The sequence below is a fragment of the Nocardia sp. CA-120079 genome, from assembly GCF_050955745.1.
GTDB lineage: Bacteria > Actinomycetota > Actinomycetes > Mycobacteriales > Mycobacteriaceae > Nocardia.
The window spans coordinates 7,195,040-7,220,065 of the sequence record NZ_CP192088.1; the positions used below are offsets into that span (position 1 = coordinate 7,195,040).

The following is a 25,026-nucleotide window of genomic DNA, read 5'->3' on the forward strand; positions in this document are numbered from 1 at the left end:
AGAGAGCGCCGCTGCGCACCGGACGAATGCGCAGTCGATTCGCACAATCGACGTTGACTATCGACCCGACCCAGACGCCGCCCGCCCACCGAAACTGACGCCATGACCACTGTGGCGCATTTGGTGGACAAGACCACCCAGTTCATACGTGACCAGGTAATTCCGGTGGAACGCGAGGTCGTCGTCGACGGGCGCGTCATGGACGACGCGCTGCGGCTCGAATTACAGAAGAAGGCGAAAGAGGCGGGCGTATTCGGCCCGCTGTCCGCTCCGGAGTACGGCGGACTCGGCCTGGACACCCGGGCCCAGGCGCGGGTGCTGGAAGCAGCCGGAGCCAGTCTGCTCGGCCCGATCGCGGTGAACGCCTGGGCACCCGATGACGGAAACATCCACCTGCTCGCCCACGTGGCCGATGCCGAACAGCAGCAGCGCTATCTCGCGCCGCTGGCCGCCGGTGAGGTGCGTTCGGCCATCGCGATGACCGAACCGGCCCCCGGCGCGGGATCCGATCCCGGCATGCTGCAGACCGTCGCCGAGGAGACCGACGATGGCTGGATCATCAACGGCGCCAAGCATTTCACCACCGGCGCCCAGGGTGCCGCCTTTACCATCTGTGTCGCACAGACCACCGACGGACCCACCATGTTCCTGGTGGACCAGGACAATCCGGGTCTGAAGATCGGTCGCCGGATGCCGACGCTCGACCATTCCAGCGCACCGGGCGGACACTGCGAGATCGCCTTCGTCGACTGTGCGGTACCCGATTCCGCCGTACTCGGCGCGGTCGGCCAGGGACTCGTGCTCGCCCAGGTCCGGCTCGCGCCCTCGCGCCTGGTGTTCTGCATGAACTGGCTCGGGCTGGCCGTGCGTGCGCACCACCTCGCCATCGAACACATCAGCACCCGAAAGTCTTTCGGTGTGCCGATTGCCGATCACGGTCTGGCGCAGGGACTCGTCGCAGACAGCGAGATCGATATCGCCGCGGCCCGTGGCGTGATCCGCACGGCCGCCGAGACCATCGACGAGCAGGGGCCGACATCCTCGCAGGCGCGCCACGATGCCTCGATCGCGAAAACCTTTGTCTCCGAAGCAGTCTGGCGGGTACTCGACCGGGCGGTGCAACTGCACGGCGGACTCGGTGTCTGCGAGGACTATCTGGTCGCCCGATTCCTGGTGGAGGCCAGGGCCTTCCGCATCTATGAGGGCCCGTCCGAGGTGCTGCGCTGGTCCATCGCCCGTCGCGCACTGCGCAATCGCTGAAGGAGACACAATGACAACGCGTGAAATCGTCGGATTCGCCGCCGCCTATCCCGAACTCGATTGCGATGCGGTCGATTACGAATATCTGCGGGCGGTATCGCAGGATATGGTGCCGTTCGGACGGCACGTCGGCACGCTGATCACCGAGATCTCGCCGGAACGCGCGATCGTGGAGATTCCCGCCGTCGACACCGTGCGCAACCACATGGGCACCGTGCACGCCGGTGCGTTGTTCACCGCCGCCGATATCGGTGGCGCGGCGGCCTTCGTCGGTGCGGCCGCGACTCGCCTGGACACCGTCGAGCGGCTGGTGCTGCGGGCGGGCACGGCGTCCTATCGCAAGCCGGCGGTCGGGCGGATCCGCGCCATCGCCACCGTCGACCAGCGTGAACTCGCCGAGGTGCTGGCCGCCACCGCCGCCAACCGGTTCGAATTGTCCGGCAAGGCAGTGCTGCTCGACGACGCCGATGTTGTCGTCGCCAAATTCACCTTCGACTACGTCTGCGATATCGCGATCACGGAGGCGGACCAGTGACCAGCACGGCACACCGGAAAGGTTCGGAATTCCAGACCTTGGAGTCGACCACGGTCTCGACCGCCGACGGCGTCGAATTCACCGTCCGCTTCCTGACCTCCAAGAAGGCCGACGCGCCGGTGGTGCTGATCCTGCCCGCCATGGCGATGAAGGCGAAGAACTATCTCGCCCTCGCCAAAGAACTGAACGCCCAGGGGCTTTCGGTCGCCACCTGCGACCTGCGCGCGCACGGTGAGGCCAAGCCGGAAATCGGGCTGCACACCGATTTCGGCTATCGCGAGATGTTGGAAATCGATCTGCCCGCGATAGTTTCCGCGGTGCGCACGCGCTTTCCGCAAGCGCCGATCCACCTGTTCGGGCACAGTCTCGGCGGCCAGCTCGCGCTGCTGTTCGCCGCCGCCGAACCCGACCAGGTAGCCGGCGTGACCGTCATCGGGACCGGCACCGTCTTCTGGTGGGCATTCGGACCGCGCCGCTGGTACGAAGCGCTGAGCCAGATCCAGTGGATCGGCTTGGTATCGCGCTGGAAGGGGCACTGGCCCGGCGGCGTGCTGATCCCCGCACCGATGCCGGGCCGGGTGATGCGGGACTGGTCGATGCACTCGCTGACCAGCTACTACCGCCCGAAAGGCACAGCGCGGCAATACAACACGCTGCTGCGCCGGATGACGTTGCCCGTGCTGGTCATCTCGCTGTCCGAGGATGTGCTCGGCCCGAAGTCCAATGTCGACTTCCTGGTCTCTCGGATGCCGAACGCTCGGGTCACCCAGTGGCATATCGACGAGAACGCGCCGGTCGACCACCGTGACCACTTCCAGTGGGTCAAGGACGCACCGGCGATCGCGGCCCGGGTGGCGACCTGGGTCGTCGCGGGCGAGCTGCCGGTATAGGAGATCTAGTGGCACGACTGCGCATCGAGCAGGTATCCAAGCATTTCGGCACGACCTATGCGGTGCGGGAGGTGAACCTGGATATCGCCGACGGTGAGTTCATGGTTTTGCTCGGACCGAGCGGCTGCGGCAAATCCACCCTGTTGCGGATGATCGCGGGGCTGGAGGAGCCGACCGGTGGCCGAATCCTGTTGGACGACAACGATATCACCCATCGGGCACCGCAGCAGCGGGACCTGGCCATGGTGTTCCAGAGTTACGCGCTGTATCCGCATCTGACGGTGGCGAAGAATATCGGCTTCCCATTGCGGGCGCGGCGCATACCGCGCGCGAAGATCGCGGCCCGGGTCGCGGAGGTGGCGGCAGCGCTCGGGTTGGACGAGTTGCTGCGCCGCAAGCCTGCCGCCTTGTCAGGCGGGCAGCGGCAGCGAGTTGCCCTGGCCCGCGCCATGGTTCGCGATCCAGGTGCGTTCCTGATGGACGAGCCACTGTCCAATCTGGATGCGAAATTGCGTAGCGCCACTCGGGCCGAACTGATTTCGCTGCATCGCGGGTTGGGAGCGACGTTCCTCTACGTCACTCACGACCAGGTCGAGGCAATGACCATGGCGGACCGGATCGCACTGCTCAATGACGGTCAGGTGGAGCAGGTCGGCACGCCGACCGAACTCTACGACCGGCCTCGCTCGACCTTCGTCGCCGGATTTCTCGGCGCCCCGCCGATGAATCTGTTCCCCGCGGCCGTGACCAAGCGCGACGGCCGCCTGTTCCTGGTGGCCGATGGCATCGACACCGAATTAGCCATAACCGCAGCGGATTTCGATGCCGATATCGAGGTCGTCGCCGGAGTCCGCCCCGAACAACTGCGCATCGACTCGGCTGACCCCGCCATCCGCGGGCACGTGAGGATGGTCGAGAACCTGGGCAGTGAGGAACTGATCCACTTCAGCACCGGCGAGCAGACACTGTGCGCCCGCGCACCGCGCCCGGTCGGAGTGCGCGCCGACGAACCGATCGGACTGCGCGTCGATCCCGCACACCTGCACCTGTTCCACCCCGAATCCGGACTGCGCTTGACTTGGCAAGAGCCGCACCAGGATTCGGTTATCGATAGCGCCGTAGTCGCCGTCGCCTGATTCGTAACAACCACCCTTCATCGATGAGGAGAACCACTGTGAAACGCACCTTGCCCGTACTGGGCCTGGTGTTCGCAACCACCGTCGCGCTCAGCGCCTGCGGCGGCCTCGGGAGCACCACCACCGACTCGAACGCCGACACCGCCCAGATCCCGGAATTGAAGCCGGATCAGCAGGTGTCCATCGTGTTCGAGTCCTACAACTACGGACTCGCCGGCGCGTGGACCGACACCTTCAACTCACTGATCGCCGATTTCGGCAAGAAGTACCCGAATATCAAGGTGACCGCGCAGAAGCCGCAGGGCAACAGCCCGAACCCGGCCACCGACACCATCTCCAGCATTCAGAACCAGATGGTCGCGGGCACCCCGCCCGATGTCGCGCAGCTCGGCTTCAGCGATCTGGACTACACCATCCACCAGCTCGGCGCCAAACCGCTGGACACGCTGGTTTCCAAGCAGGAAGTGCAGCACAACTTCGACGGCGCCAAGTACCCGTACGCCGCGAAGGCGCGCACGCTCGCGGATTGGGACGGCCACACCTACGGTATTCCGTTCGTATTCTCCACGCCCGTCCTGTATTTCAACGCCTCGCTGTTCAACGAGGCCGGCCTCGATCCGGCCAAGCCACCGGCCACCTGGCAGCAGGTCTCCGATGCGGCCGCCGCGATATCCGGCAAGACCGGTAAGGGCGGTGTGTACATCGACTGCCTGACCAAGACCGCCAAGGACTGGTGCTTCCAGTCGATGGTGCGCTCCAACGGCGGCCGGGTCATCTCCGAGGATCGCAAGACGCTGTCGTTCGCGGATGCGTCCGCGGTCGAGGTCACCCAGATGAGCAAGGCGCTGGTCGATTCGGGCAGTATGCCGAAGTTCAACCAGAAGCAGGGTTATGAGGCGTTCGCCCGCGGTGAGATCGGCATGATCCTGGAGACCAGCGCGATCCAGGGCACCTTCGTCACCGGCGCCAAGGACAAGTGGGATCTGCGCGCGGCACCCATGCCCAGCTTCGGCAGCAAACCGACCGTGCCGACGAACTCCGGTGCGTCGCTGCACATTCTGTCCAACGACCCGGCCAAGCAGCGGGCATCGTGGGAGCTCATCGAATTCCTCACCAGCGAGGAGGCCTACACGAAGATCTCGCAGGGCATCGGGTATCTGCCGTTGCGTACCGGTTTGATGGACGACCCGAACGGGCTGAAGGCCTGGTCGGAGCAGAATCCGTTGCTGAAGCCGAATGTCGCGCAGCTGGCGAATATGGAGCCGTGGATCTCCATGCCGGGCACCAACTATCTGCAGATCCGTGACGGCATGATGGACGCGGTCGAATCCATCGTATTCCAGGGCAAGGATCCCCAGCCCACGTTGACCACCGCCCGGGAACAGGGCGCCAAACTCCTGCCCGCGTCATGAGCGAGCGCAGCGAGCGAACATTCAACACAGCCACGAGTGTGCTCGTGCCGGAACCGAGCGTCAGCGAGGTGGAGGCATGAGCGCGGTGACCGTCGTTCAGCTGACCGATACCCACATCCGGGCCACCGGGGAACGGGTACACGGCATGATCGACACCTATGCCAATCTCACCCAGGTGCTGCAGCAGCTGCGGGCCTCGCAGCAGCGCATCGACGCGCTGGTGTTGTCCGGGGATCTGACCGATAACGGGTCGCCGGAGGCATATCGGCGGCTGCGTGATGCGGTGGAGCCGGTAGCCGCCGAACTCGGCGCGCGGACGGTGTACACGATGGGCAATCACGACGAGCGCACGGCGTTCGGCATCGAGTTGCTCGGTCTGGATTCGGTCGACCCGGACGTCACCCATGACCAGGTGTTCGACATCGCCGGACTCCGGATCATCGCGCTGGACAGCAGCACACCCCGCAGGCACGACGGGCGGCTCGAGCCCGAACAGCTGGACTGGCTGACCGATCAGCTGCGCGAGCCCGCCCCACACGGCACGCTGCTGGTGCTGCACCATCCGCCGATTCCGTCCCCGGTGGCCGCGACCGAATATCTGCGGCTCGAGCAGCCGGAGTTGCTCGAGGAGGTGCTTGCGGGATCGGATGTGCGACTGATCATCTGCGGGCACAACCACTTGACGGGCGCGGCCGCTCTCGGCGGCATTCCGGTGTGGATCGGTCCCGCGCTGGCATACCGAATCGATACGATCGCGCCGATCGGGCGGCATCGCGGCCTGACCGGATTCGGTTACAGCCGGATCGATCTGCTCGGTACGACATTGGTTGCCACCGCGATCGAGGCGACGCCCGCCGAAACCGTCTACGACCGAGCCGAATCGGATGTGCTCGAGCAGTTGGCCGCACTGGCCGCCGAGGCCAGGTAGATGTTCGTAGTCGAAACACCCACTGCGGCACCGGATATCGTGCCGGCGCCGCAGACCCGCCGCCTCGCCCGGTTCCGCCGGGCGGGGCGGTTCGTGGTGCCCTACCTTTATCTCGCGCCCGCGCTGCTCCTGCTCGTCGTGTGGATCTATCGGCCGCTGGTGCAGGCGTTCGAGTTGTCGACGTACTCGTGGAATCTTTTGCCGACCTCGCCGATGAAGCCGGTCGGCACCGGCAATTACGAACGGCTGGTCGAACTTCCGGCGTTCTGGGATTCGATCGGGCGTACGGGGGTGCTGATTCTGGGCATGCTTCCGTTCACCGTCGTGCTGCCGGTATTGATCGCCTTGGCCAGCAGGCGGGTGCAGGGCCGGACCATCTATCACGCCTTCATATTCGTGCCGTTCCTGGTGGCTCCTGTTGCGGCAGCGGCGGTTTGGCGGTGGCTGTTGCATCCCGGCAGCGGCTTCGTCGACCAGCTGCTCGGCTCGAATCGCAACTGGGTGTACGACGCAGGCACCGCGCACGCCGTCATCATCGGGATCACCGGCTGGCAGCTGCTCGGTTTCGCGGTGCTGGTGGTGTGGGCCGGATTGGCCGGCATCAGCGGCGATTACGACGAGGCCGCACAGGTGGACGGCGCGAGTCCGGGACAGATCCGGCGTTGGATCACCATGCCGCTGCTGTCCCCCACGCTACTGTTCCTGGTGCTGACCACTGTGCTGCTCAGTCCAACACTGACCTTTCCGCTTATCGACTCGATGACACAGGGCGGCCCCGCACAAGCCACCACCAATATCTATTACCTGCTGTGGGACTACGCCTTCCACAGCTTCGATGCCGGACTCAGCGCGGCGGCCGGTGTGCTGCTGTTCGCCGGATTCGGTGTGATCGCCGGGATCCTGGTGTGGATCTCGGAAAGGGTTGCCTTCCATGATGATTGACCGTCTGCGGACCGCGAGCAGCCATCTGCTGCTCGCGGTCACCGCCGTGGTGTGCATATTCCCGATCTATTGGCTGTTCGCCACCTCGCTGCGGCGCCCCGAGGATGTCACCTCACTCTCGCCGTTCCCCTGGCCGATCTCCTTCGCCAACTACACCGATGCCGCCGAAAAGGTCGATGTAGTCGGCTTGATCGGCAATACCTTCTTCGTGGCGGCCCTGTCCGCTGCCGGACAGTTGCTGGTGGCGCTGCTCGCCTCCTATGCGTTCGCGATGTACACCTTCCCGTTCCAGCGGATCCTGTACCTCGCGTTCGTCGGCACCTGGCTGGTTCCGTTCCAGGTGACGATGCTGCCGAACTACGTGCTGCTCACCCGGCTCGGACTGGTCAACTCCCTGATCGGCGTGGTCCTGCCGACCCTGTGCTCGGCACTCGCGGTGCTGCTACTGCGCCAGCACATGGCAGGCTTCCCCAAGGAACTCGTCGCCGCCGCCAAAATCGACGGCCGCTCTTCGTGGTCCATCCTCTGGACCGTCGTCGTCCCCAACCTCCGCCCCGCCCTCGCCGCCCTGGCCATCCTGCTGTTCATCAACGCCTGGAACGAATACTTCTGGCCCGCGGTCGTTTTGCGCCAATCCAACAGCGTGCTGCAATTGGGCCTGCGCAGCTTCATGGGCACCGAAGGTGATCAGTGGGGGCCGATGATGGCGCTGGCCAGTCTGGCCTGCCTGCCGGTGTTGCTGATGTACCTGCTGCTGCAACGGCACATCGTGAACGCCTTCGTGCGGTCGGGGTTGAAGTAACGAGTTCCGGGGTCGACACCGCAGTTCTGACAATGACTGTGGGTCAGTCGTGCAAACCTCAGTCGACTAGTGCGCCGCCGGACAGGTTGACGATTGCTCCCGTCATGGCCCCAGCTCGATCAGAAGCCAGAAATGCGGCCGTCTCTGCTATTTCGGACAGCGTGGGCAGCCTTTTCAGCAGCGTCCCCTGCGCCATTGCCCCGCCTTCGAGCAATTCCTGGACCGACTGCCCGGCCGCTGCCGCGATTTGCCCGAAGAGGTCCTTGGTGTAGGAACCCGCTGCGGGCGCATCGACGACAGCGTGTGGACGGATGCCGATGACCCGGATGTTGCTGGGCGCCAGCTCCGCGGCCAGGTTCCGGGTGAATGCCTCCTTGCCCGCCGCGCTCACGCTGTGCCCCAAGATGCCGCCCACAGCCAGCTTGGAACCCGGCTCGGACAAAGTCAGGATGACGCCGGGACGCTCGCGCCCCATGTGCCGCGCCACGGCCTGGCTCGTGATGAACAGCGTCCGCAGAAAACCGTCGATCGGCCGCATGAACTCCTCCAGCGAGAGGTCCGCCAGCAAAGTCCCCTGGTCGTGCATGACACTCACGGCGTTGAGGGCGATGTCGATATTGCCTGCCGTCGCCGCGACCGCATCGGCGTGCTTTTCGACCGCAGGTTGATCGAAAACGTCGACTTGTGCGGTCTCGACTGTTCCGCCCGTGGCGGCAATATCACCCGCCACGGCGTCGAGCTTCGCCTGCGTCCGCCCGGCGATGAAGACCCGCGCGCCTTCCCTGGCGAATACCCGTGCGATAGCGCCGCCGATAGCGCCCCCGCCGCCATAGATCACAGCGCTCTTACCTTCCAGCAATCCACTCATATCCGATCGGACTCCGTTCCATCACGTGCGACGCCGACACAGCGCCGACATCGGTCGAGGAGGTCGCCGGACGAACTCCGCACCGGACCTCCAATAAGCAACCATCGGTTGCGCATTACTCTGCCATGCACAACGAGAACGCGCAACCTTTTGTTGCGCAATAGTGGCGCGGCGCATTGCGCGCGCTGCGATGTTCGACTGGAGCCGGGAGGCGGCGGCTAGGCACTCGGTGACATCCATCCCGTTGTGCGAAGCGGCATTTTATGTCCTCTGCGGCAGGCCGATAGCGTCGGATTCATGGAGTGGAGTTTGCGGTCGGCCGAAGAGCTCGCAGCTGCGTTGCGTGCCGGTGAGGTGACCTCGGTGGAACTGACCGACGAGGCGATCGCCCGGATCGAGCGCGACGACAAGGCGATCAACGCGATCTGCGTGCCGGACTTCGACCGTGCGCGGGCCGCCGCGCGCGGTGCCGACGAGGCGCGTGCCCGCGGCGAGGACCGGCCGCTGCTCGGTATTCCGGTGACGGTCAAAGAGTCCTACAACATTGCCGGGCTGCCCACGACCTGGGGCATACCGCAGCAGCGGAACTACGTGCCTGCCGAGGACGCGGTACAGGTGTCGCGCCTGAAGGCCGCGGGCGCGGTGGTGCTCGGTAAGACCAATGTGCCGTTGATGCTGCGAGATATCCAGAGCTTCAACGAGATCTACGGCACCACCAACAACCCGTGGGATCACGACCGCACGTCGGGTGGGTCGTCCGGCGGTTCGGCGGCGGCCCTCGCGGCCGGCTTCGGCGCGCTGTCCATCGGTTCCGACCTTGCCGGTTCGCTGCGCACCCCCGCGCATTTCTGCGGTGTCTACGCGCACAAGCCGACACTCGGGCTGGCGCCGACCCGCGGCATGGTCGCGCCGCCGGCGCCGGCCTTGCCGATCGACCTCGACCTCGCCGTCGTCGGCCCGATGGCGCGCACCGCCCGCGACCTCGCGCTGCTGCTCGACGTGATGGCCGGCCCGGACCCACTGACCCACGGCATCGCCTACGACGTCGCACTGCCGCCCGCGCGCCACGAGCGGCTGTCGGACTTCCGTGTCCTGATCATCGAGGACCATCCGCTCATTCCGACCGGATCGGCGGTGCGGGCGGGCGTGCACCGGGTCGCCGAGGCGCTCGTCGACGCGGGCGCCCGCGTCGAACGGCACAGTCCGCTGCTGCCCGATCCGACCGAAGCGGCGACGCTCTACATGCTGCTGATGCTGTCGAACGCCGCCACAAGCCTTTCCGTCGATGTGTACGAACAGCTGCAGACCCACGCCGACGCCTTGAGCGCGGACGACCGGAGTCTCGATGCGGCGCGGCTGCGCGGCATGGTGCTCAGCCACCGCGACTGGGTCGAGGCGAACACCCGTCGCGAACTCCACCGCCACGGCTGGCGGCAGCTCTTCGCCGAGTTCGATGCCGTGGTGTGCCCCATCACGCCCACGCCCGCCTACCCGCACAACCACAACGGAGGTCTGGAGGACCGGCACATCGACATCGACGGTGTCGAGTACCCGTACTTCGACCAGCTCGTCTGGGCCGGTGTGGCGACCATGCCCGGCCTGCCCGCCACCGCCATACCTGCAGGCCGGTCCCCCGAGGGCCTGCCGGTGGGAGTGCAGCTCATCGGTCCGATGTTCGAGGACCGCACCCCGCTGCGGCTGGCAGAACTGCTCGAGCAGAAGATAGGCGGCTTCCAGGCCCCGGAGTAAGGGGCGTACTAGGCGCAGATCGGTTGGCCGCCAACATCTCAGGCCTGGGCCGCCGGCCGCTTCGGTAGCAGGAACACGCCAATGCCTGCTGTCACGGCGATTACGAACGTCCCGAAGGACGCGGTGGCAAAGGCGTGGCCTGCGGCGGCGACCCTGCCGACTTGCGCGGGATGGAACGAGCTGAAGTAGACGGCTCCGATAACGGCAACGCCCAGCGCTCCGCCACACTGCTGGGCGGTGGAGAGCGCCCCGGACGCGACGCCGACCGACTCCGGTTCGACGCGGCTCAGCACGGTGTTGAGCGCCGGGGTGATAACCAGTCCGCCACCGACGCTTTGCAGAATGAGGGTGGGGATCACGAGCAGCGGAGTGATTCGCGGGCCGGACACCAGCAAGACGCCGGTCGCCAGGTAACCGCTCGCCAGGATGATCGCCCCGACCTCGAGGACGCGTCGTCCATATCTCGGGATGATTCGGCTCGCCACCACACTGAACACGAAGAATGCGGTGGCTGCCGGCGTGTAGACCAGGCCCGCGCCGAGCGCCGACATATCGAGCCCCTGCTGCAGCGTCACCGACAAGGCCAGGTAATACGAGTAGATCAGCGCGTACAGGGCGATGACGAGAATGATCCCGAGCGAGAACGAGCGCTGGCTGAACAGCGTCAGCGGTACCAGCGGATCCTCGCCCCGCCGTTCCAGGCCCCGTTCGATCGCGACGAACACGCCGAACGCGACCGCGCTGCCCGCGAAGCAAGCCCAGACCCACCATGGCCAGCCTGCCTGCTGCCCCTGGATCAGCGGGAGCACCAAGAGGAAGAGGGCCGCGCTGAGCGCCAGGACGCCGGGCATGTCCAGCTTGCGGGTGGCGGCCGAGCCTGTCTGCGGCACGTATCGCACCGCGAGCAGGAACATGACAATTCCGATCGGCACGTTCACCCAGAACACCAGGCGCCAGCCGGAGTCGAACAGATTGGCGCCGATAAGCAGTCCGCCGACGACCTGTCCGCCGATGGTGGCCATACCCATGACGATGCCGACTACGCCATATACGCTGTGCCGCTTCGCCTCCGGCACCAGCACCGTGACGTACGCGAACACCTGCGGAACCATCAGGGCAGCGCCTAGGCCCTGGATCACACGCGCGGCGATAAGGCTGCCCGCGTTCGGTGATAGCGCGCAAGCGACTGACGACAGCGTGAACAGGGCCACCCCGAGCAGGAAAATCCGCTTGCGGCCGTACATGTCGGCCAGGCGAGTAGCGGCAATGATGAAGACCGCGTAGCTGAGCTGATAACCCGCCAGAACCCACTGGACATCGCCGGCGGAGGCATGCAGGTCCGCCACGATCGAGGGGTCGGCGACCACGACGATGAACGAGTCGAGGACCGCCATGAACATGGCGGACAAGACAATCGACATCGTCATCCACGGAATGCCGGCGCCCGCCGCGGCCACTACCGGCCGGCCAACTGCTTGTTGACTACTTGCCACGGTAAGAGACCTCTTCATTCGTGCGTCCCAGGGAATTGGCCAGCATCTTGACCACCTCGGCCGCCATGACAGCCTGACCCGAGGCCGAGAAGTGGATGCGATCCGCACTGAGCAGGTTGTCGCGGTCGTTGACCGGGTGATCCCACATGTCCACGACGATGGCGTCGTATTCGGCTGCCAGCCCGCGCACGATCTCGTTGACCGCGGCAATCCGCTCCGGCCAGTCAGGGAAGACCGGGACGACGTACGCCCTGCCGAGCGTGAAAGTGGTCAGCAGGGCGCCGGTCCCCTTCGCCAGGTCGTACATCTGCCGAAGCGTTCGCTCTATCGCACCGAAGTCCGGTGTCCGCCGCACGATGTCGTTGGCCCCGCATGGCACGTGCAGCAGGTCCGGGGAGAACTCGAGCATGCGGGCCGCCTGGTTCTCCAGCGTCTGGGCGGTTGTCGCCCCGATCTCGGAGACGTTGAGGTAGTCCAGCTCCGGCCGGACCGATCGCAAGACACCAGCAACCCGATCTGACCAGCCTTGATCCTGGTAGCCCGGGGTGGGATCGCCGGTTCCGGCCGAAAGGCTGTCTCCCACAACGGCATACCTGCGCCACGGGGCACCTGTCAGCAATGCCGCGGCATCCGCCTGGTCCAGGCAGAACGGGTCGGCCGCCTCGGTGAAGGTTTGTTGCACCATGCCCGAGAGCATACGGTCGGCCGTATGTTTTTCTCAACCCCACACCGTTTACCGGCCGACCCCCGCCTCAACGTGGCTTAGTGCGACACCTGCGCGAGGCCGCACGCGGCTTGGCTGCGGGCGGACCTACGGACCTCCTCCCCCGGGCCGCACCGCGTACGAATCCGACTCGAAATGCAACGCGACCGTGGTGATTCCGAATCGGACGCAGGATCGCGCAGACGGCGATCGTGTTGCACTCCTCAGCACTGCTGGATGGGGCGCGGCACGAAGCGGGTGCAATCGGCAGGTAGGCGTACGCCTGCGGTACGGAGTTGGGCGATTCGGGTGAGATAGGCGGCGCCCAGCATCATTTGGTCGGCGATGTCGGCCGCGTGGCGGTTGTTGAGGGCGGCGAGGTAGGTTCCGGCGACCCAATTGTTGAAGCCGCCCATGGCGGGGCCGCACCAGATCTGGTAGTCGGCGGTGCGGTCGGCTTCGCCGCGGATGCTCCAGCCGGAGGACAACCCGAGGTACCACCGGAATACCAAGGCCATCTTGCGTTTTGGATCTTCGTCCGCGCCGACCAACTGTCCGGGGTCGCGTTCGGTGAAGTAGGTGACGCAGTCCTGCCAGACTGTTTCCAGCGGCCGCCGGAACAGGGTTGCCTCGAGATCGCGGCGTAGGTCGGCGGGGATATCGTCCAATCCGGCGTAGGCGCGGTAGGTGTCGTACAAGCGCTGGGCCCGGGCGGCGAACATAGTGCCTCGGCGCAGGACCTGGACCTGCACACCGAGTTCGAACATGTCGGAGGACGGCGACATGGTGCAGTCGGCGAAATCTGCTCGGGCCAGTAGCTGTTTGGTTGTTTCGCACTGGGCCGCCTCACGGGTGGCCTGGTTGATCGAACCGGTCACTACATAGGCGGCACCCAGTGCGAAGGCGGCGGCCGCAGCGGCGGGTGTGCCGATACCGCCTGCGGCACCGATCCGTACCGCTGCCGCTGCGGGCACGGTGGCGGCAATCCGATCGCGCGCGGCGACCAGCTCCGGGAACAGCACGAGCAGTGGCCTGCGGTCGGTGTGGCCGCCGGAATCGGCTTCCGCGGTGATGTCGTCTGCCATCGGCACCTGCTCGGCCAGGCGGGCCTGTTTCGGCGTCAGATCACCGGATTCGACCAGTCGGCGGAGCAGAGCGACAGGTGCCGGTCGCAGGAACGGTTCGGCGACCTCGACTCGGGACACCTTGGCTATCAGGCGATTGCGCACCTCGATCTGGCCGTGCCGGTCGATGCCGAGGCCCGCCGCCCGGTATCGCACGACCTCGGTGGTCAGGCCCATGAATGCCGAGGCCTCTACGCAGCGCACGCGGTGGCGCAGGCAGGAATCGACGATCGCGCGTTCCAGCGCCGGCTCGGAGGGACTGTGAATCAGATTGCAGGCGAAGGGCTTTCCCAGCGAACTGAGTTCAGCCAGCGCCGCATCCACGGCCGGGGGCGTCACCCCGGCCGCACCATACGATGCCAGGTAGCCCGCACGCGCCATCGCCGCAACCAAGGCCGGAGCGGCGATGCCATTGGCCATCGCACCTGCCGCGTAGGCCGCGCGCACGCCGTGCGTCGCGTGGAACTGTTTGTCCCCGAGCGACTCCGGCGGCAGCGGCGCGACCGCGGTGAGCACCTTCGATCGTGCCGCGACCGCCGCGTCCGAGGTCGCGCCCACCCGGCCGTCGTGCCGCACGATCCAGCACGGTTCCCGCACATCCAGTAGTACGGCCGTGATGTCGTCGGCGGTTTCCGCGACGACGGTGGTTGACGATGCGGTCACGGCCGCTCCTCTCGCTCACCGAGTTCGATTGCCAGGTCGACCAGTTCGTAGATGCGCAGACCCGGTTTCCACAGCGATCCGTCCGCGATGACGGTGACACCGTTTGCGCCCCTGCGGATTTCTTTGATGTGGGCCTCCAACCGCACCGTTGCATCGGTCGGTAGGAATTGGCCGCGGTAGCGCCAGCTGAAGGCGATATCGCTGGGGATGCGGAAGACTGGGTCGCCGATGGTGTCGGCGAATCCGGCGTCGAGCATCCACTCCTGGACGGCGTGGATGACCGACTCCACTCCGAGCGATCCCGGGATCACCGGGTCCAGGTGGAAGTGGCGGGCGAAATACCAGTCCGACGCGTCGATTTCGCGCAGTGAATGCAGATATCCCGCACCGTATTTTCCGCCGCCGTCGACCACGTCGATCCGGTCGATCAGTGCCAGGGTTCGGCGGGCACACAGCCCGGCATTCGGATCCGCTCGGCGAGCGGCGACATCGATGGTGCGGGTGGCTTGTGGATGCTCGTCCAGCCAGGTCGGGACGGACCGTCCGGCGTCGAGGCCGGTCTGGTTCGCCAGTGCTTCGTCGCTGAAGTACCCGAACATGGTCTCGCCGGTGTAGAAGGGTGCACCGTCCACGCTCAGCGTGTAGTCGAAATTCTGCAGTGACGAGCCGGGCAGGATCGTCGTCGACAGCAGGCGCGAGGTCTGCTCGATCGTCTTGTCCCGCAGATCTACCTGGCGCAGAACGGTTGCGGTGCCGCCGAGGTTGCGCAGACTCAGGGTGACACCCGGCTGGGTAAGGGTGGGACCGGCGTAGTAGCCCATCAGCAGTGCCGCCTGCAGCGAGGTCTCCATGTACACGAAATGCGGCATGGATTCGTTGGCGGTATCGCCGTAGTACCAGGAATCGGCGGGTGAATCGTATTCGGTGCGGTACGTCGCACCATCCAATTTGCCACGGGCACCGTCGAATTCGAGGACACGGTCGACCAGGAGCAGCCCGCCCGTCGGCAGGCGGGTCGCTCGGACGTCGGTGTATTCCGCGAATTCGGGGCCCATGGCGATGGCCTGATCGCCGCGGGCGAGATGGGTCATGTGGAATTCGTTGAGCAGTAGGCCAGGTACGGCGGCACCTAGGCCGACGCCCGCGCCCGTCGGTTCGGCCACCGTCACGGTGACCCGCAGCGGAGCAGTATCCGCGATGGTCGCGGTGCCGGTGACATGCGGCCGGGGCACCAGGTCGATTTCCGAGACTACGAATTCGACTGTGCCAGTCCTGCTTTCGGTCATTCCTGGCTCGCTCACCAGCGTGCTCCGTGAGAGGCACAGCTGCATGCCGGTGAACAGTGCGAATACCTCCGCCGCCTGTACTGCGGCCGCTCGGGTATCGCCGTCGAAATGCGCGACCAAGCGGCCGTTTCCGGTGCCGCCGCGCAATTCGATGGCTACGACCTCGGTGAGCACCAAGGGGCCCGCCGCCGCGAGTCGCGCCACGGATTCGACGCCGGCGCGCCGATATCCGAATACGCCGGCGGCATCGCCCTCGGTGAGGCGTGCCAGCGCTGCTCGATCGAGGCTGGTGCGGGTGGTGCGGACCGGCGGCTTGAATGTCCACTCCGGTGCGGCGGTGACGCGTGCACTCGAAATGGACGGGCCGCTGTGGCCCTGGTCCGACGCCGGGACCTGCGGGTGCACCGTCCGCCGCCAGATCGCCCGTTGCAGCGCGACCTGGGCGGTCAGCGCTGCGCGGTGGGCGGCGACGACACCCGAACGGATCTCGGTGAGCGGACCCGGGGTTTGCGTACGTGCCTGCGCTGCGGCCGTCGAGATGGCGACTTCCCGTACCGCAGGCAGTTCATGCGCCCTCGGCGTTTCATTGCTCGCAGGCGTTTGGTGCGTGGCGAGGCCTTCGTGCGCGGCCTGGCCTTGGCGCATCGCCAGGCTTTCGCGGACCGCAGGGCTTTCGCGGACCGCCGGGCTCTCGTGCATCGCAGCCGACGTGCCCCGGACGGCAGCAGTGCCGACCGGGTCGAACGGCACTCCGTCGAACTCGATAACCGTCACGCCAGCCACCCCCGCACCGAAGCCTGGAATTTCGCGGTCAGATCCGGTGTCGTCACCACGGTGACATCCGAGAAGCGTTGCAGCACTGTCCCATCCGATGTTGTTGCGGTGGCGTCGATCCGGACATCGAAGCTGCTGGGCCGTGGGTTGTCCACGGTGAGCAGGAACGGCTCGTCCGTCGGCAGCTGCCGGTAGTAGTCCACGCGGCCGACACCCAGTGGCAGACAGGCTGCCCCGAGGAGTCGGTAGCCGAGCACCGGCGGTCCCTGCAGGATCAGGTCGGCGAGGACCGGGTCGTGCAGGCGACCGGCGTAGGCGCCGTCGGCCACTCGCGCGGCGGGCAAGGCGCAATCGAATACGATCGCCTCGTCCGATGCCGCCAGTACCGTGCGCAGGCCCTGCAGGGCGGGCGCGTGGAACTGGATGGCATCGCGGTAGATATTCGCGTCGCTGACCGATCCGGTCGGGATCGACTTGGTCGGCGGCTGATCGGCTCCGGCAGCCAGCAGCAGCGTCGCCCGGAAGTGCAGCGCATCGTCACTGCGGACAGTCGCCTCGACCAGCGCTATGCCATCGACCGACTCGCCGGGGACGAGTGCGAGTTCGAGCTCATCCACCGGATGGTCGAACACGATTCCCTTGAGGACCTGGAAATCCCTGGCACCGACGACCATTCGGCCGGGCAGGCTGCGCTCGGCCAGGTTCACCAGCGCACCGATGCCGAACGTGGCTGGAAGCACGATATGTTCGCCGATTCGGTGCGCCTGGATGATCGGATCATCGGTGAGCCCGGTGATAATCCGCCGGGCCTGCGTCGCGGGTGGAGCGACTGTCGTATCGCCCGTGAGACTTTCGGCCGGACCGATCAGTACCACCGCGTCGGCGTGTCGGTCCGCGGTGAACTGTTCGGTGAAGGCCGCCGCACCGGTCTCGGGATCCAGCAGGGCGATGCCGCGAGCGTGGAAATGCTCGCGCAGTTCGGGCGTCACCATGCCGCCGTCCCAGGCACCCCAGTCGATCGCGGTGACGTGGCAGTCGGGATGGCGGCGCCGATAGCTCACGGCGAATCGAGACAGTGCCTCGTTCGCGGTGGCGTAGTCGGCCTGACCCGCGTTACCGAACAGTCCGGCCACCGAGGTGAACAGCACCAGATGCCGTAGTTCGCCGAGTGCGGCCAGCACGGTCGCCAGCCCGGAGATCTTGGGATCCAGTACCCGCTCGATGGATTCGGCGGTTTTGTCGGTGAGCATGGAGTCCGCCAGCACACCTGCCCCGTGCACGACGCCGGTTATGGTGTCGCGCCACGGTGCGAGTGCGGTGCGCACCGCCGCTTCGTCGGTCGCGTCGACGGCCAGATACTCTGCCCGCGAACCCAATTCGGTCAGCGTTTCGCTGATTTCGCGGCTGGCCCTTATCTGGGCGCACGCACGCTCGATATCGCGTGGCTTTGCTCCGGTACCGGCGAGTGCGCGCACCGCGGCGGCCTTGAGCTCGGTATCGGAAACGCCTGCGGCCCAGTCCGGTTCAGGCGCCAACTCGGAGCGACCGAGGAGCACGAAGCTTGCCTCACTCCGCTGTGCCAGCGCCCGAACGCACGTGGCGGTGACGCCACGCGCACCGCCCGTGACGAGCAGAACATCCTGTGCCGTAAGCACACTCGGCCCCGACTCGTGACGCACGATGCTGACCGAACGGGCAGGCGCATGCGCACTGGGCACCAGCGTCCTGCGCTGCTCCGCCGCATCGATACCGACCTCGAGCGCGTCACGCGCGGCATCGTGCAACTCCGCGGTGACCAGTTCGGCCAGTCGCACCGGTGTGATTTCCGGATCGAAATCGAGTGCCCGGCAGAACAGCGCGGGCTGTTCGGCCGCAAGGGTTTTCACGACGCCGCCGACACCGCCGAGCAGGGCGGTGATCGGACCCGCCGTGCCGAGGAAGCCGAGGTGACCGTCGAGCCGGGTCACCGTGACGAACGCCGCCCGACTATCGGTCTTCGCCAGCCGCGGCAGCGCATGACCGGCGGTCAGCACGGCCGCGCCCAGCCACCGCTGCGCAGCCTCCCAATCGGCGAACTCACAGCTCAGCACCGCGAGGCAGACATCGACGGAATCGAGATCGGACAGGCCTGCCGAATCCGTCCGATGCACCGACCAGCCCTGCTCGGTGAGCACGGATTCGATGGCGGCGCAGTCGGCATCCGCGTGACCGGTGAGGTCGATCAATGCGACCGCACCGCCCTCGCGATACGGGGCGACGGCCCGGTCCAGCGACGGCAGAGTGATCAGTTCGACGGCATACCGCGGCGTTTCGGCCGCGGCCTCAGCTTTTGGGTGGACATCACCGCCCACCGACGTCGCGAGCTCGTCGACGATCTGATCCACTGTGCGTAGCGTGCCAAGCTGCTCCGGACCAAGGCTGGGTAAGTCCGGAAACCGTTCCTGAAGTGCGCCGATCACCTGAACTCGCTTGATCGAATCGACGCCGAGGTCGGCCTCCAGATCCATCGACGGATCCACCATTTCGACCGGATAGCCGGTCTTCTCGGCGACGACCTCCCGCAGTGCGATCCGCAGGTCGTCACCCGTGGGTGCGGCCGTCGACGCGGTTGCGGCATCGGCCGCAGATGCGGCCGGCACACCAGTCCCGACACCAACCGTAGGCGCAGCGGCCCCAGCAGTCCCGGCACCAGCCGTGGGTGCAGCCGCAGCAGCATTTCCGGCACCAGCCGTGGGTGCAGCCGCAGCAGCATTTCCGGCACCAGCCGTGGGTGCAGCAGCAGCTCCGGCACCAACCCTGGGTGCAGCAGTTCCGGCAGCAGGCGTAGGTGCAGCCGCCGTAGACGCACCCGAGACCTGCGAGGCTGCCCCGTTCCCCAGCAAATTCGCGATCTGATCGAGCGTGCGCAGCGTCCCCAACTGCTCCGGCCCGAGGTTCGGCAGCTGCGGGAAAAGCTCCTGCAGCGCACCGATCACCTGAACCCGCTTGATCGAGTCCACGCCGAGATCGGCCTCGAGATCCATCGACGGATCCACCATTTCGACCGGATACCCGGTCTTCTCGGCCACGACCTCCCGCAATGCGCTCAGCAGTGCGCCGGTGGATGTCTGAGAGCTGGATGCCGCGGACTCGGCAGCAGCGACGCCGCCATTGGCCTGGAACTCGGGAGCAGCGGCAACGCCACCGTTGAACTGGGCAGCGGCGGAAGTGCCACCGTTGAACTCCGGAGTGACCGGTCCACCATTGGCGGAGATCCCCGAATGCGTCGCATTGGTTTCGGCAGCACCAGAGGTACCGACACCCCCGGAAGCCAACGGCCGACGCTCGGGCGCCGACTCGATCGCGGTCTGCCGTGTGGACTCCACCCGCCGCGTCACCGCCGTCCGCGCAACAGGCGCGAAGCCACCCTCCAGCTCCGCCAACTGCGCGAGTACTTCACTTGCCCGCGAATGACTTTCACTGATCGCCACACCGTGATCCTTCACGGCTTCGATCGCCCGCACGGTCGCCTCGTCGAGCGATCCATTGCCGAGTGCCCCGGCCAAGTTGCGGGCCATATCCAGCTGGCCGTCGAGGAACTGACGGTGGGTCTGTAGGTGCTGCACGAGCGCACTGTCGAGTGCGTCCGAGCCCGAGTCGTAGGGCTGATACACGGTCGTCTCCGTTGGTTCGGCGAAAGTTGCTGCCACGGGCAGCATTTCAGGCTGAGGATCGACGACGGTGTCGACAGGAGTTGGTGCGGCGACACTGACGCGATAGCCGTCGTCGAGTGCGGCCGCATACGCCGCACGCCGGCTCTCGGGCACGTACTCGGGCGCCGAGATCGTCACGGTCATCGCACGATTCGAGGTGCGCGAAGCGGGCAGAGGCGCGACATGCCTATTTATGCCGTGCAGGCCGAAGCCGAGCACGGCCAGCCGCACCGCCGCCCGTCCCAGCGCGAGATCGCTATTGCCGATGGGACCGGAATCCGTGGGAATGGCGATGACGTCGTCGCCGAGGGTGCGCCGCACCAATGAGGTGAGCACCTGCTTCGGCCCGAATTCCACGAATACCGTGCAGCCGTCCGCACGCATCGCGGTCAGCGCGGCGACGAACTCGACCGGCTTACTGAGCTGTCCGGTGAGCAGCGCGCGATTCGCCGCGACATCATCGCCATAGCGGGCGTCGGGGGTATTCGCATACACCGGCGCGTCGGGCGCACCGATCGTCACCGCCGCGGTCGCGCCGGCGAATGCGTCCACCGCATGCGCCACATAGGGCGTGTGGAACGCACCGGACACCGGCAGGGCCCGAGTGGCCACCCCACGCGCACCGGCCCGCTCGACCACGGCGGCGATCCCCTCCGGCCCGCCGCCGACGACGACCTGATCGGGCGCATTGTGGTTGCAGATCCACACATCGTCGACACCGGCGAGCAGTTCCTCGGCGATCTCCCTCGACGCGCCGATCGCCACCATGGTCCCGGCCTCGACACCGGCTGCCGGCGTCATCGCCGCACCGCGCGCCCGGGCCAGGGCGAAGAAGTCCTCGGTGCCGACCGCACCGGAGGCCCACAGCGCGGTGAGTTCACCGAAGCTGTGGCCCAGATAGCCGTTCGCACGGAATCCGCACTCCGCCAGCGCCCGGAACTGCCCCGACGACAGCGCGCCGATCGCGGGCTGTGCGAATTCGGTTCGGCGCAAGGACTTTTCCTGCTCCGACGATGTCTCTTCATCGAAGGCGGGCGGCGGGAACACCACCGAAGACAGCCGCACCGGCGCGCCGGTGAATGCGATATTGGCCGCATCGAAGGCCGCGCCGACCGCCGGATTGCTCAGTGCCGCATCCGCTCCCATATCGACGTACTGACTGCCCTGCCCGGCGAAGAGCGCACCGATCTTGCGCTCCGGCAATGCCGCCGCCCGGAAGTACACGCCCTCCGGGTGATCCCAGGCCACGGCCTCGGGATTGCGCACCAGTTCGTCCACCGCGAGCGCCCGCAGGTGCGCGGCATTCTCATCGTCGACCGAGACGAATCCGATGCGCGCGTGGTCCTCCGGAATATCGCCGCCGTCGACGCCATCCACGCTGCGGACCGCATCCACCAGCCCGGCCACATCGGGCGCATGCCACAGATGCGCCTGCGCGGTGCGATGCAGTACCGGCTCGGTGCGACCGGAGTCGGCTTCCTCCAACACGACGTGGAAGTTGGTGCCGCCGAACCCGAATGCCGAGGCCGCGGCCCGGCGCACCGGACGCTGCGGATCCAGGATCCACGGCCGCGTCCGAGTATTCACGTAGTAGGGCGCGTCGTCCGGCGCGATCTCCGCATTGGGCGCGTCCACATTGATGGTGCCCGGCAACACCTTCTGGTGCAGTGCGAGCGCCAGTTTCATGACCGAGGCGGTGCCCGCGGCACCCTTGGTGTGCCCGATCTGCGACTTCACACTGCCCAGCGCCGCGAAGCGCGACTCCGAAGTCGCCTCGGACAACAGCGATTTCAGCGCGGTGAGCTCGGTCTTGTCGCCGACGGGCGTACCGGTCGCATGCGCCTCGATGAGCGCGACATCCGCCGGTGAGCAATCGGCATCGGCATAGGCCCGATCGAGGGCGACCCGCTGCCCGCCCGCCCGCGGCGCGTAGATGCTCTTCGCCCGGCCGTCACTGGAGGAACCCAGGCCGCGGATGACGGCATAGATCCGATTGCCATCGCGACGTGCGTCTTCCAGTCGGCGCAGGGCGAGCATGGTGATGCCCTCACCCAGCAGGGTGCCGTTCGCATCGGAGGAGAACGGGCTGATCTGACCGTTCGCCGACAGCGCCCCCACCTTGCTGAAGCACATGTAGATGAAGATGGTGTTCTCGGTATCCACACCGCCGGTGATCATCATGTCGGCCCGGCCGTCCTGCAGTTCGGCGATGGCCGTCCGCAGTGCGGCAAGCGATGCCGCACACGCAGCGTCGACGGTGCAGTTGATACCGCCGAGGCCGAGTCGATTGGCGACCCGGCCCGCGGTGATATTGGCCAGCAGACCCGGGAACGAATTCGCTTCCCACGGTGCGAACGCCGCGACGAACTTATCGGCGATCGCGTCGGCGTCGGTATCGGAGAGTCCGACCGAGCGCGCCGCCTCCTTCAACACCGGTGTCGAAAGTCGTGCCGCCAGCGGATGCATCAGCGGTACAGGCCCGGTGGTGCCGAGCACGACGCCGGTCTTGCCCGGGTCGTACCAGGCCGAATCGACCGCGCCCGCATCGATCAGCAGATCGCGCGCCACACCGAGGCTGAGCGTCTGCATGGTGCTGGTGACTTCGAGCTGATTGGGCGGCAGCCCGAATTCCAGCGGGTCGAAGTCGATATCGGGCAGGAACGCGCCGCGACGCGAGTAGGTCTTATCAGGCGCGTCCTGATCGGCGTCGAAGTAATCGTCGAGGCTCCAGCGCGATGCGGGCACCTCGGTGGTGCAGTCCACGCCGTCGACGATGTTCTGCCAATACTCTCGATGGTTGTGCGCGTTGGGCAGCAGCCCGGACATCCCGACAATAGCGATCGGGTTGCGCGCCAGGCGTCTGTCGTCTGTCACGAAAGTTCCTCTCGAACCGGGTGGAAAATCAGGCGGCGACGGTGGTCGCGGTACGCGACGCGATGAGTTCGGCCGCACCCGCGGCGAACATGTGATGACCGAGCGAGCTCGGGTGCAGACCATCGGCGGTCCACACCTCGGGCCGCTCCCACTCGGTCTGGGCGGCGATATCCAACAGCAGGGTGCCGGTTTCGGCGGTGACGGCGGCCAGCACCATATTTGCGAAGTCGAACCGCTCCCGCAGCAGCGCACGGAAGCCGTCCGGCACCGGCAGGCGGGCCGGAATGTCGGGGTAGCTTGCGGTGAAAACCGTTGCGCCAGTGCTACGTAGCGTGCCGAAGAGGGTTCCGAGGTTGCGCTCGAAACGATCCGGGTCGAAGTCGCTGACCAGATCGTTCACGCCGACGACGACACCGAAGAGGCCGGATCGCGTCGAAACCGCCCTGCGCAGTTGCTGCTCGAGCACAATGCTGGTCGTGGCCCCGTGCACACCGAAGTTGCGCACGGCGGCGGGCCGCAGGCCGAGCTGGCCGCCCAATCGGGGCACCCAGCCGCGGTAGCCGCCACCGGCCGCGGCGTCACCGCGACCCTCGACGAAGCTGTCCCCCAACGCGGTTAGGCCGGGGCCGTTCATGCCGTCACCCCGTCATTGGTGACATGCCGCGCGTCGACCGGGAAGTCGACCTTCTCGTACAGCTCGGTGAGCTCCTGCTCGCCGAAGTACTTGTCCGGCGAGTAGATTCCGGCGATCAGCCCGAAGAACTTCTTCGAGTAGTCCTCGTCATAGCTGGTCGCGCGGAATACCGAGTCGTAGTACGGCGTCAGCGACAGCTCCGAAATGCTCTGTGTCAGTTCGTAAGTGCTCGCGCTCTGCGCATCGCGCTCCACCTGGTATTCGGCCAGTGCCTCATCGAGCGGCCGGGCGCCGGACAGGCCCGCGTCGACCAGATCGGCCAGCAGCTGGGCGTACTTGAAGGCGTCGGTGATGCCCCAGCCGGTGAACGGATCCTTGTGGTAACCGGCGTCTCCCACCAGCGCCCAACCGGGCCCGTAGGAGCGGCGACGGTAGTTGTCCGGGTAGAGCATCGGCCGGAACTGCTCGACCCGCTTACCCGTATCCCGCAGGCGCGCACCGATTTCCGGGTCGATCTGGTCGACGATCTCCTGCACACCGGCATCCGGATCGGTGCGGAAGTCGCGGAACCGGTCGCGCTTGCGCATCACCGCGACCAGCGCGAGTCCGTCGTTGGTCGGCCACGACGCGAACTGCTGCTCACCGAATCCGGTGCGGTGCTGCATACCCCAGTCGACGCCCTCGTAGTAGGAGTAGTAGACGAAGCACGCCGCCGGGGAGCCCTCGTACACCTCGGTGCCCACCGCCTTCGCCACGGTCGAATTCGATCCGTCGGCACCGATCACCAGACCGGCACGGAACTCCTGTTCCGCACCGTCGCGGATGCGCCCGCGAATGCCGACCACCCGATCCTCGTCGAACACCAGCTCGGTGACGGAGAATCCGTGGATCACCTCGACGCCCGCGTTGCCTGCCGCGTCGACCAGGATCTTGTCCAGCACGGTGCGGCGCGGGCAGTACACGGCGTCGATGCCATCGGCCGCGACATCGGCGAAGCCCTTGATGACGATGTCGGTGTAGGAGAAGTTCAGGTGCCGGATGGGCGGGCAGCCGGAGGCCACCACCTCGTCCAGCAGACCCCACGACTTCAGCATTCCGAGTCCGGCCTGGTGAATGTAGTGGGTCGAGGGGGTGTCGCTCGGGAAGGTGGCGCGGTCCACGGCAAGGACCCGGTAACCCTTCCTGGCGAGCAGCATGGCCAGCGGGGAACCCGCAACCCGAGTTCCGACAACGATGACGTCGTACATGTTCGCATCACTTT

General features: G+C 66.5%; 17 protein-coding genes. 9 read left to right on the top strand and 8 right to left on the bottom strand.

Annotated elements, in window-relative coordinates; genetic code table 11:
- The first annotated feature begins 102 nt into the window (after positions 1-102).
- The 8 genes from ACQPYR_RS33360 (at position 103) to ACQPYR_RS33395 (ending at position 7,905) form a co-directional block, all read left to right on the top strand.
- The gene (locus ACQPYR_RS33360) at positions 103-1,260 is read left to right on the top strand and encodes an acyl-CoA dehydrogenase family protein (protein ID WP_433622823.1); all 1,158 of its coding nucleotides are present in this window, start codon (positions 103-105) and stop codon (positions 1,258-1,260) included.
- Positions 1,261-1,270: 10 nt separating this feature from the next.
- Positions 1,271-1,795, top strand: a complete 525-nt coding sequence (locus ACQPYR_RS33365) for a YiiD C-terminal domain-containing protein (RefSeq protein ID WP_433622824.1) — start codon at positions 1,271-1,273, stop codon at positions 1,793-1,795.
- Positions 1,792-2,685 carry an alpha/beta hydrolase family protein gene (locus ACQPYR_RS33370; RefSeq protein WP_433622825.1) on the top strand — a complete coding sequence of 298 codons (894 nt, stop codon included), beginning with the start codon at positions 1,792-1,794 and terminating at the stop codon, positions 2,683-2,685. Before ACQPYR_RS33365 ends, ACQPYR_RS33370 begins: the two co-directional genes overlap by 4 nt.
- A gap of 8 nt (positions 2,686-2,693) precedes the next feature.
- The gene (locus ACQPYR_RS33375) at positions 2,694-3,821 is read left to right on the top strand and encodes an ABC transporter ATP-binding protein (RefSeq protein ID WP_433622826.1); all 1,128 of its coding nucleotides are present in this window, start codon (positions 2,694-2,696) and stop codon (positions 3,819-3,821) included.
- Positions 3,822-3,859: 38 nt separating this feature from the next.
- Entirely contained in the window at positions 3,860-5,233 is a 1,374-nt protein-coding gene (locus tag ACQPYR_RS33380) for an ABC transporter substrate-binding protein (RefSeq protein WP_433622827.1), read from the top strand.
- A gap of 76 nt (positions 5,234-5,309) precedes the next feature.
- The gene (locus ACQPYR_RS33385) at positions 5,310-6,161 is read left to right on the top strand and encodes a metallophosphoesterase (RefSeq protein WP_433622828.1); all 852 of its coding nucleotides are present in this window, start codon (positions 5,310-5,312) and stop codon (positions 6,159-6,161) included.
- Complete coding sequence (locus tag ACQPYR_RS33390; protein ID WP_433622829.1) at positions 6,162-7,103, top strand: carbohydrate ABC transporter permease; 942 nt, start codon at positions 6,162-6,164, stop codon at positions 7,101-7,103.
- Positions 7,093-7,905 (top strand): carbohydrate ABC transporter permease, encoded by an 813-nt coding sequence (locus ACQPYR_RS33395; RefSeq protein ID WP_433622830.1) that lies wholly within the window; start codon positions 7,093-7,095, stop codon positions 7,903-7,905. Before ACQPYR_RS33390 ends, ACQPYR_RS33395 begins: the two co-directional genes overlap by 11 nt.
- Positions 7,906-7,963: 58 nt before the next feature.
- On the opposite strand, the gene ACQPYR_RS33400 is transcribed toward ACQPYR_RS33395, so the two are convergent.
- The gene (locus ACQPYR_RS33400; RefSeq protein WP_433622831.1) at positions 7,964-8,773 is read right to left on the bottom strand and encodes an SDR family NAD(P)-dependent oxidoreductase; all 810 of its coding nucleotides are present in this window, start codon (positions 8,771-8,773) and stop codon (positions 7,964-7,966) included.
- A gap of 297 nt (positions 8,774-9,070) precedes the next feature.
- Here ACQPYR_RS33400 and ACQPYR_RS33405 point away from each other — a divergent pair, with 297 nt between their 5' ends.
- A complete protein-coding gene (locus ACQPYR_RS33405) occupies positions 9,071-10,522 on the top strand; it encodes an amidase (protein WP_433622832.1) in 1,452 nt (483 codons plus the stop codon).
- Between the two features lie 38 nt (positions 10,523-10,560).
- On the opposite strand, the gene ACQPYR_RS33410 is transcribed toward ACQPYR_RS33405, so the two are convergent.
- From ACQPYR_RS33410 to ACQPYR_RS33440, 7 genes are all read right to left on the bottom strand, one after another.
- Positions 10,561-11,979 carry an MFS transporter gene (locus ACQPYR_RS33410; protein ID WP_433622833.1) on the bottom strand — a complete coding sequence of 473 codons (1,419 nt, stop codon included), beginning with the start codon at positions 11,977-11,979 and terminating at the stop codon, positions 10,561-10,563.
- Between the two features lie 25 nt (positions 11,980-12,004).
- Positions 12,005-12,700 (bottom strand): SGNH/GDSL hydrolase family protein, encoded by a 696-nt coding sequence (locus tag ACQPYR_RS33415; RefSeq protein WP_433622834.1) that lies wholly within the window; start codon positions 12,698-12,700, stop codon positions 12,005-12,007.
- Positions 12,701-12,942: 242 nt separating this feature from the next.
- Positions 12,943-14,505 (bottom strand): PfaD family polyunsaturated fatty acid/polyketide biosynthesis protein, encoded by a 1,563-nt coding sequence (locus ACQPYR_RS33420; protein WP_433622835.1) that lies wholly within the window; start codon positions 14,503-14,505, stop codon positions 12,943-12,945.
- Positions 14,502-16,565, bottom strand: coding sequence for a beta-hydroxydecanoyl-ACP dehydratase (locus tag ACQPYR_RS33425; protein ID WP_433622836.1), 2,064 nt, complete (start codon positions 16,563-16,565; stop codon positions 14,502-14,504). The genes ACQPYR_RS33420 and ACQPYR_RS33425 overlap by 4 nt, the downstream gene beginning before the upstream one ends.
- Complete coding sequence (locus ACQPYR_RS33430; protein WP_433622837.1) at positions 16,562-23,131, bottom strand: SDR family NAD(P)-dependent oxidoreductase; 6,570 nt, start codon at positions 23,129-23,131, stop codon at positions 16,562-16,564. Before ACQPYR_RS33430 ends, ACQPYR_RS33425 begins: the two co-directional genes overlap by 4 nt.
- A gap of 28 nt (positions 23,132-23,159) precedes the next feature.
- Positions 23,160-23,765: an SGNH/GDSL hydrolase family protein gene (locus tag ACQPYR_RS33435; RefSeq protein WP_433622838.1), complete on the bottom strand. Its 606-nt coding sequence runs from the start codon at positions 23,763-23,765 to the stop codon at positions 23,160-23,162.
- Positions 23,762-25,012, bottom strand: a complete 1,251-nt coding sequence (locus tag ACQPYR_RS33440; RefSeq protein WP_433522236.1) for an NAD(P)/FAD-dependent oxidoreductase — start codon at positions 25,010-25,012, stop codon at positions 23,762-23,764. Before ACQPYR_RS33440 ends, ACQPYR_RS33435 begins: the two co-directional genes overlap by 4 nt.
- Between the last annotated feature and the right edge of the window lie 14 nt (positions 25,013-25,026).

Excerpts from the sequence above, each read along its gene's own strand:
- ACQPYR_RS33390 (WP_433622829.1), top strand. The coding sequence starts at position 6,162 with ATGTTCGTAGTCGAAACACCCACTGCGGCACCGGATATCGTGCCGGCG.
- ACQPYR_RS33385 (WP_433622828.1), top strand. The coding sequence starts at position 5,310 with ATGAGCGCGGTGACCGTCGTTCAGCTGACCGATACCCACATCCGGGCC.
- ACQPYR_RS33395 (WP_433622830.1), top strand. The coding sequence starts at position 7,093 with ATGATGATTGACCGTCTGCGGACCGCGAGCAGCCATCTGCTGCTCGCG.
- ACQPYR_RS33435 (WP_433622838.1), bottom strand. The coding sequence starts at position 23,765 with ATGAACGGCCCCGGCCTAACCGCGTTGGGGGACAGCTTCGTCGAGGGT.
- ACQPYR_RS33365 (WP_433622824.1), top strand. The coding sequence starts at position 1,271 with ATGACAACGCGTGAAATCGTCGGATTCGCCGCCGCCTATCCCGAACTC.
- ACQPYR_RS33440 (WP_433522236.1), bottom strand. The coding sequence starts at position 25,012 with ATGTACGACGTCATCGTTGTCGGAACTCGGGTTGCGGGTTCCCCGCTG.
- ACQPYR_RS33400 (WP_433622831.1), bottom strand. The coding sequence starts at position 8,773 with ATGAGTGGATTGCTGGAAGGTAAGAGCGCTGTGATCTATGGCGGCGGG.
- ACQPYR_RS33360 (WP_433622823.1), top strand. The coding sequence starts at position 103 with ATGACCACTGTGGCGCATTTGGTGGACAAGACCACCCAGTTCATACGT.
- ACQPYR_RS33415 (WP_433622834.1), bottom strand. The coding sequence starts at position 12,700 with ATGGTGCAACAAACCTTCACCGAGGCGGCCGACCCGTTCTGCCTGGAC.
- ACQPYR_RS33405 (WP_433622832.1), top strand. The coding sequence starts at position 9,071 with ATGGAGTGGAGTTTGCGGTCGGCCGAAGAGCTCGCAGCTGCGTTGCGT.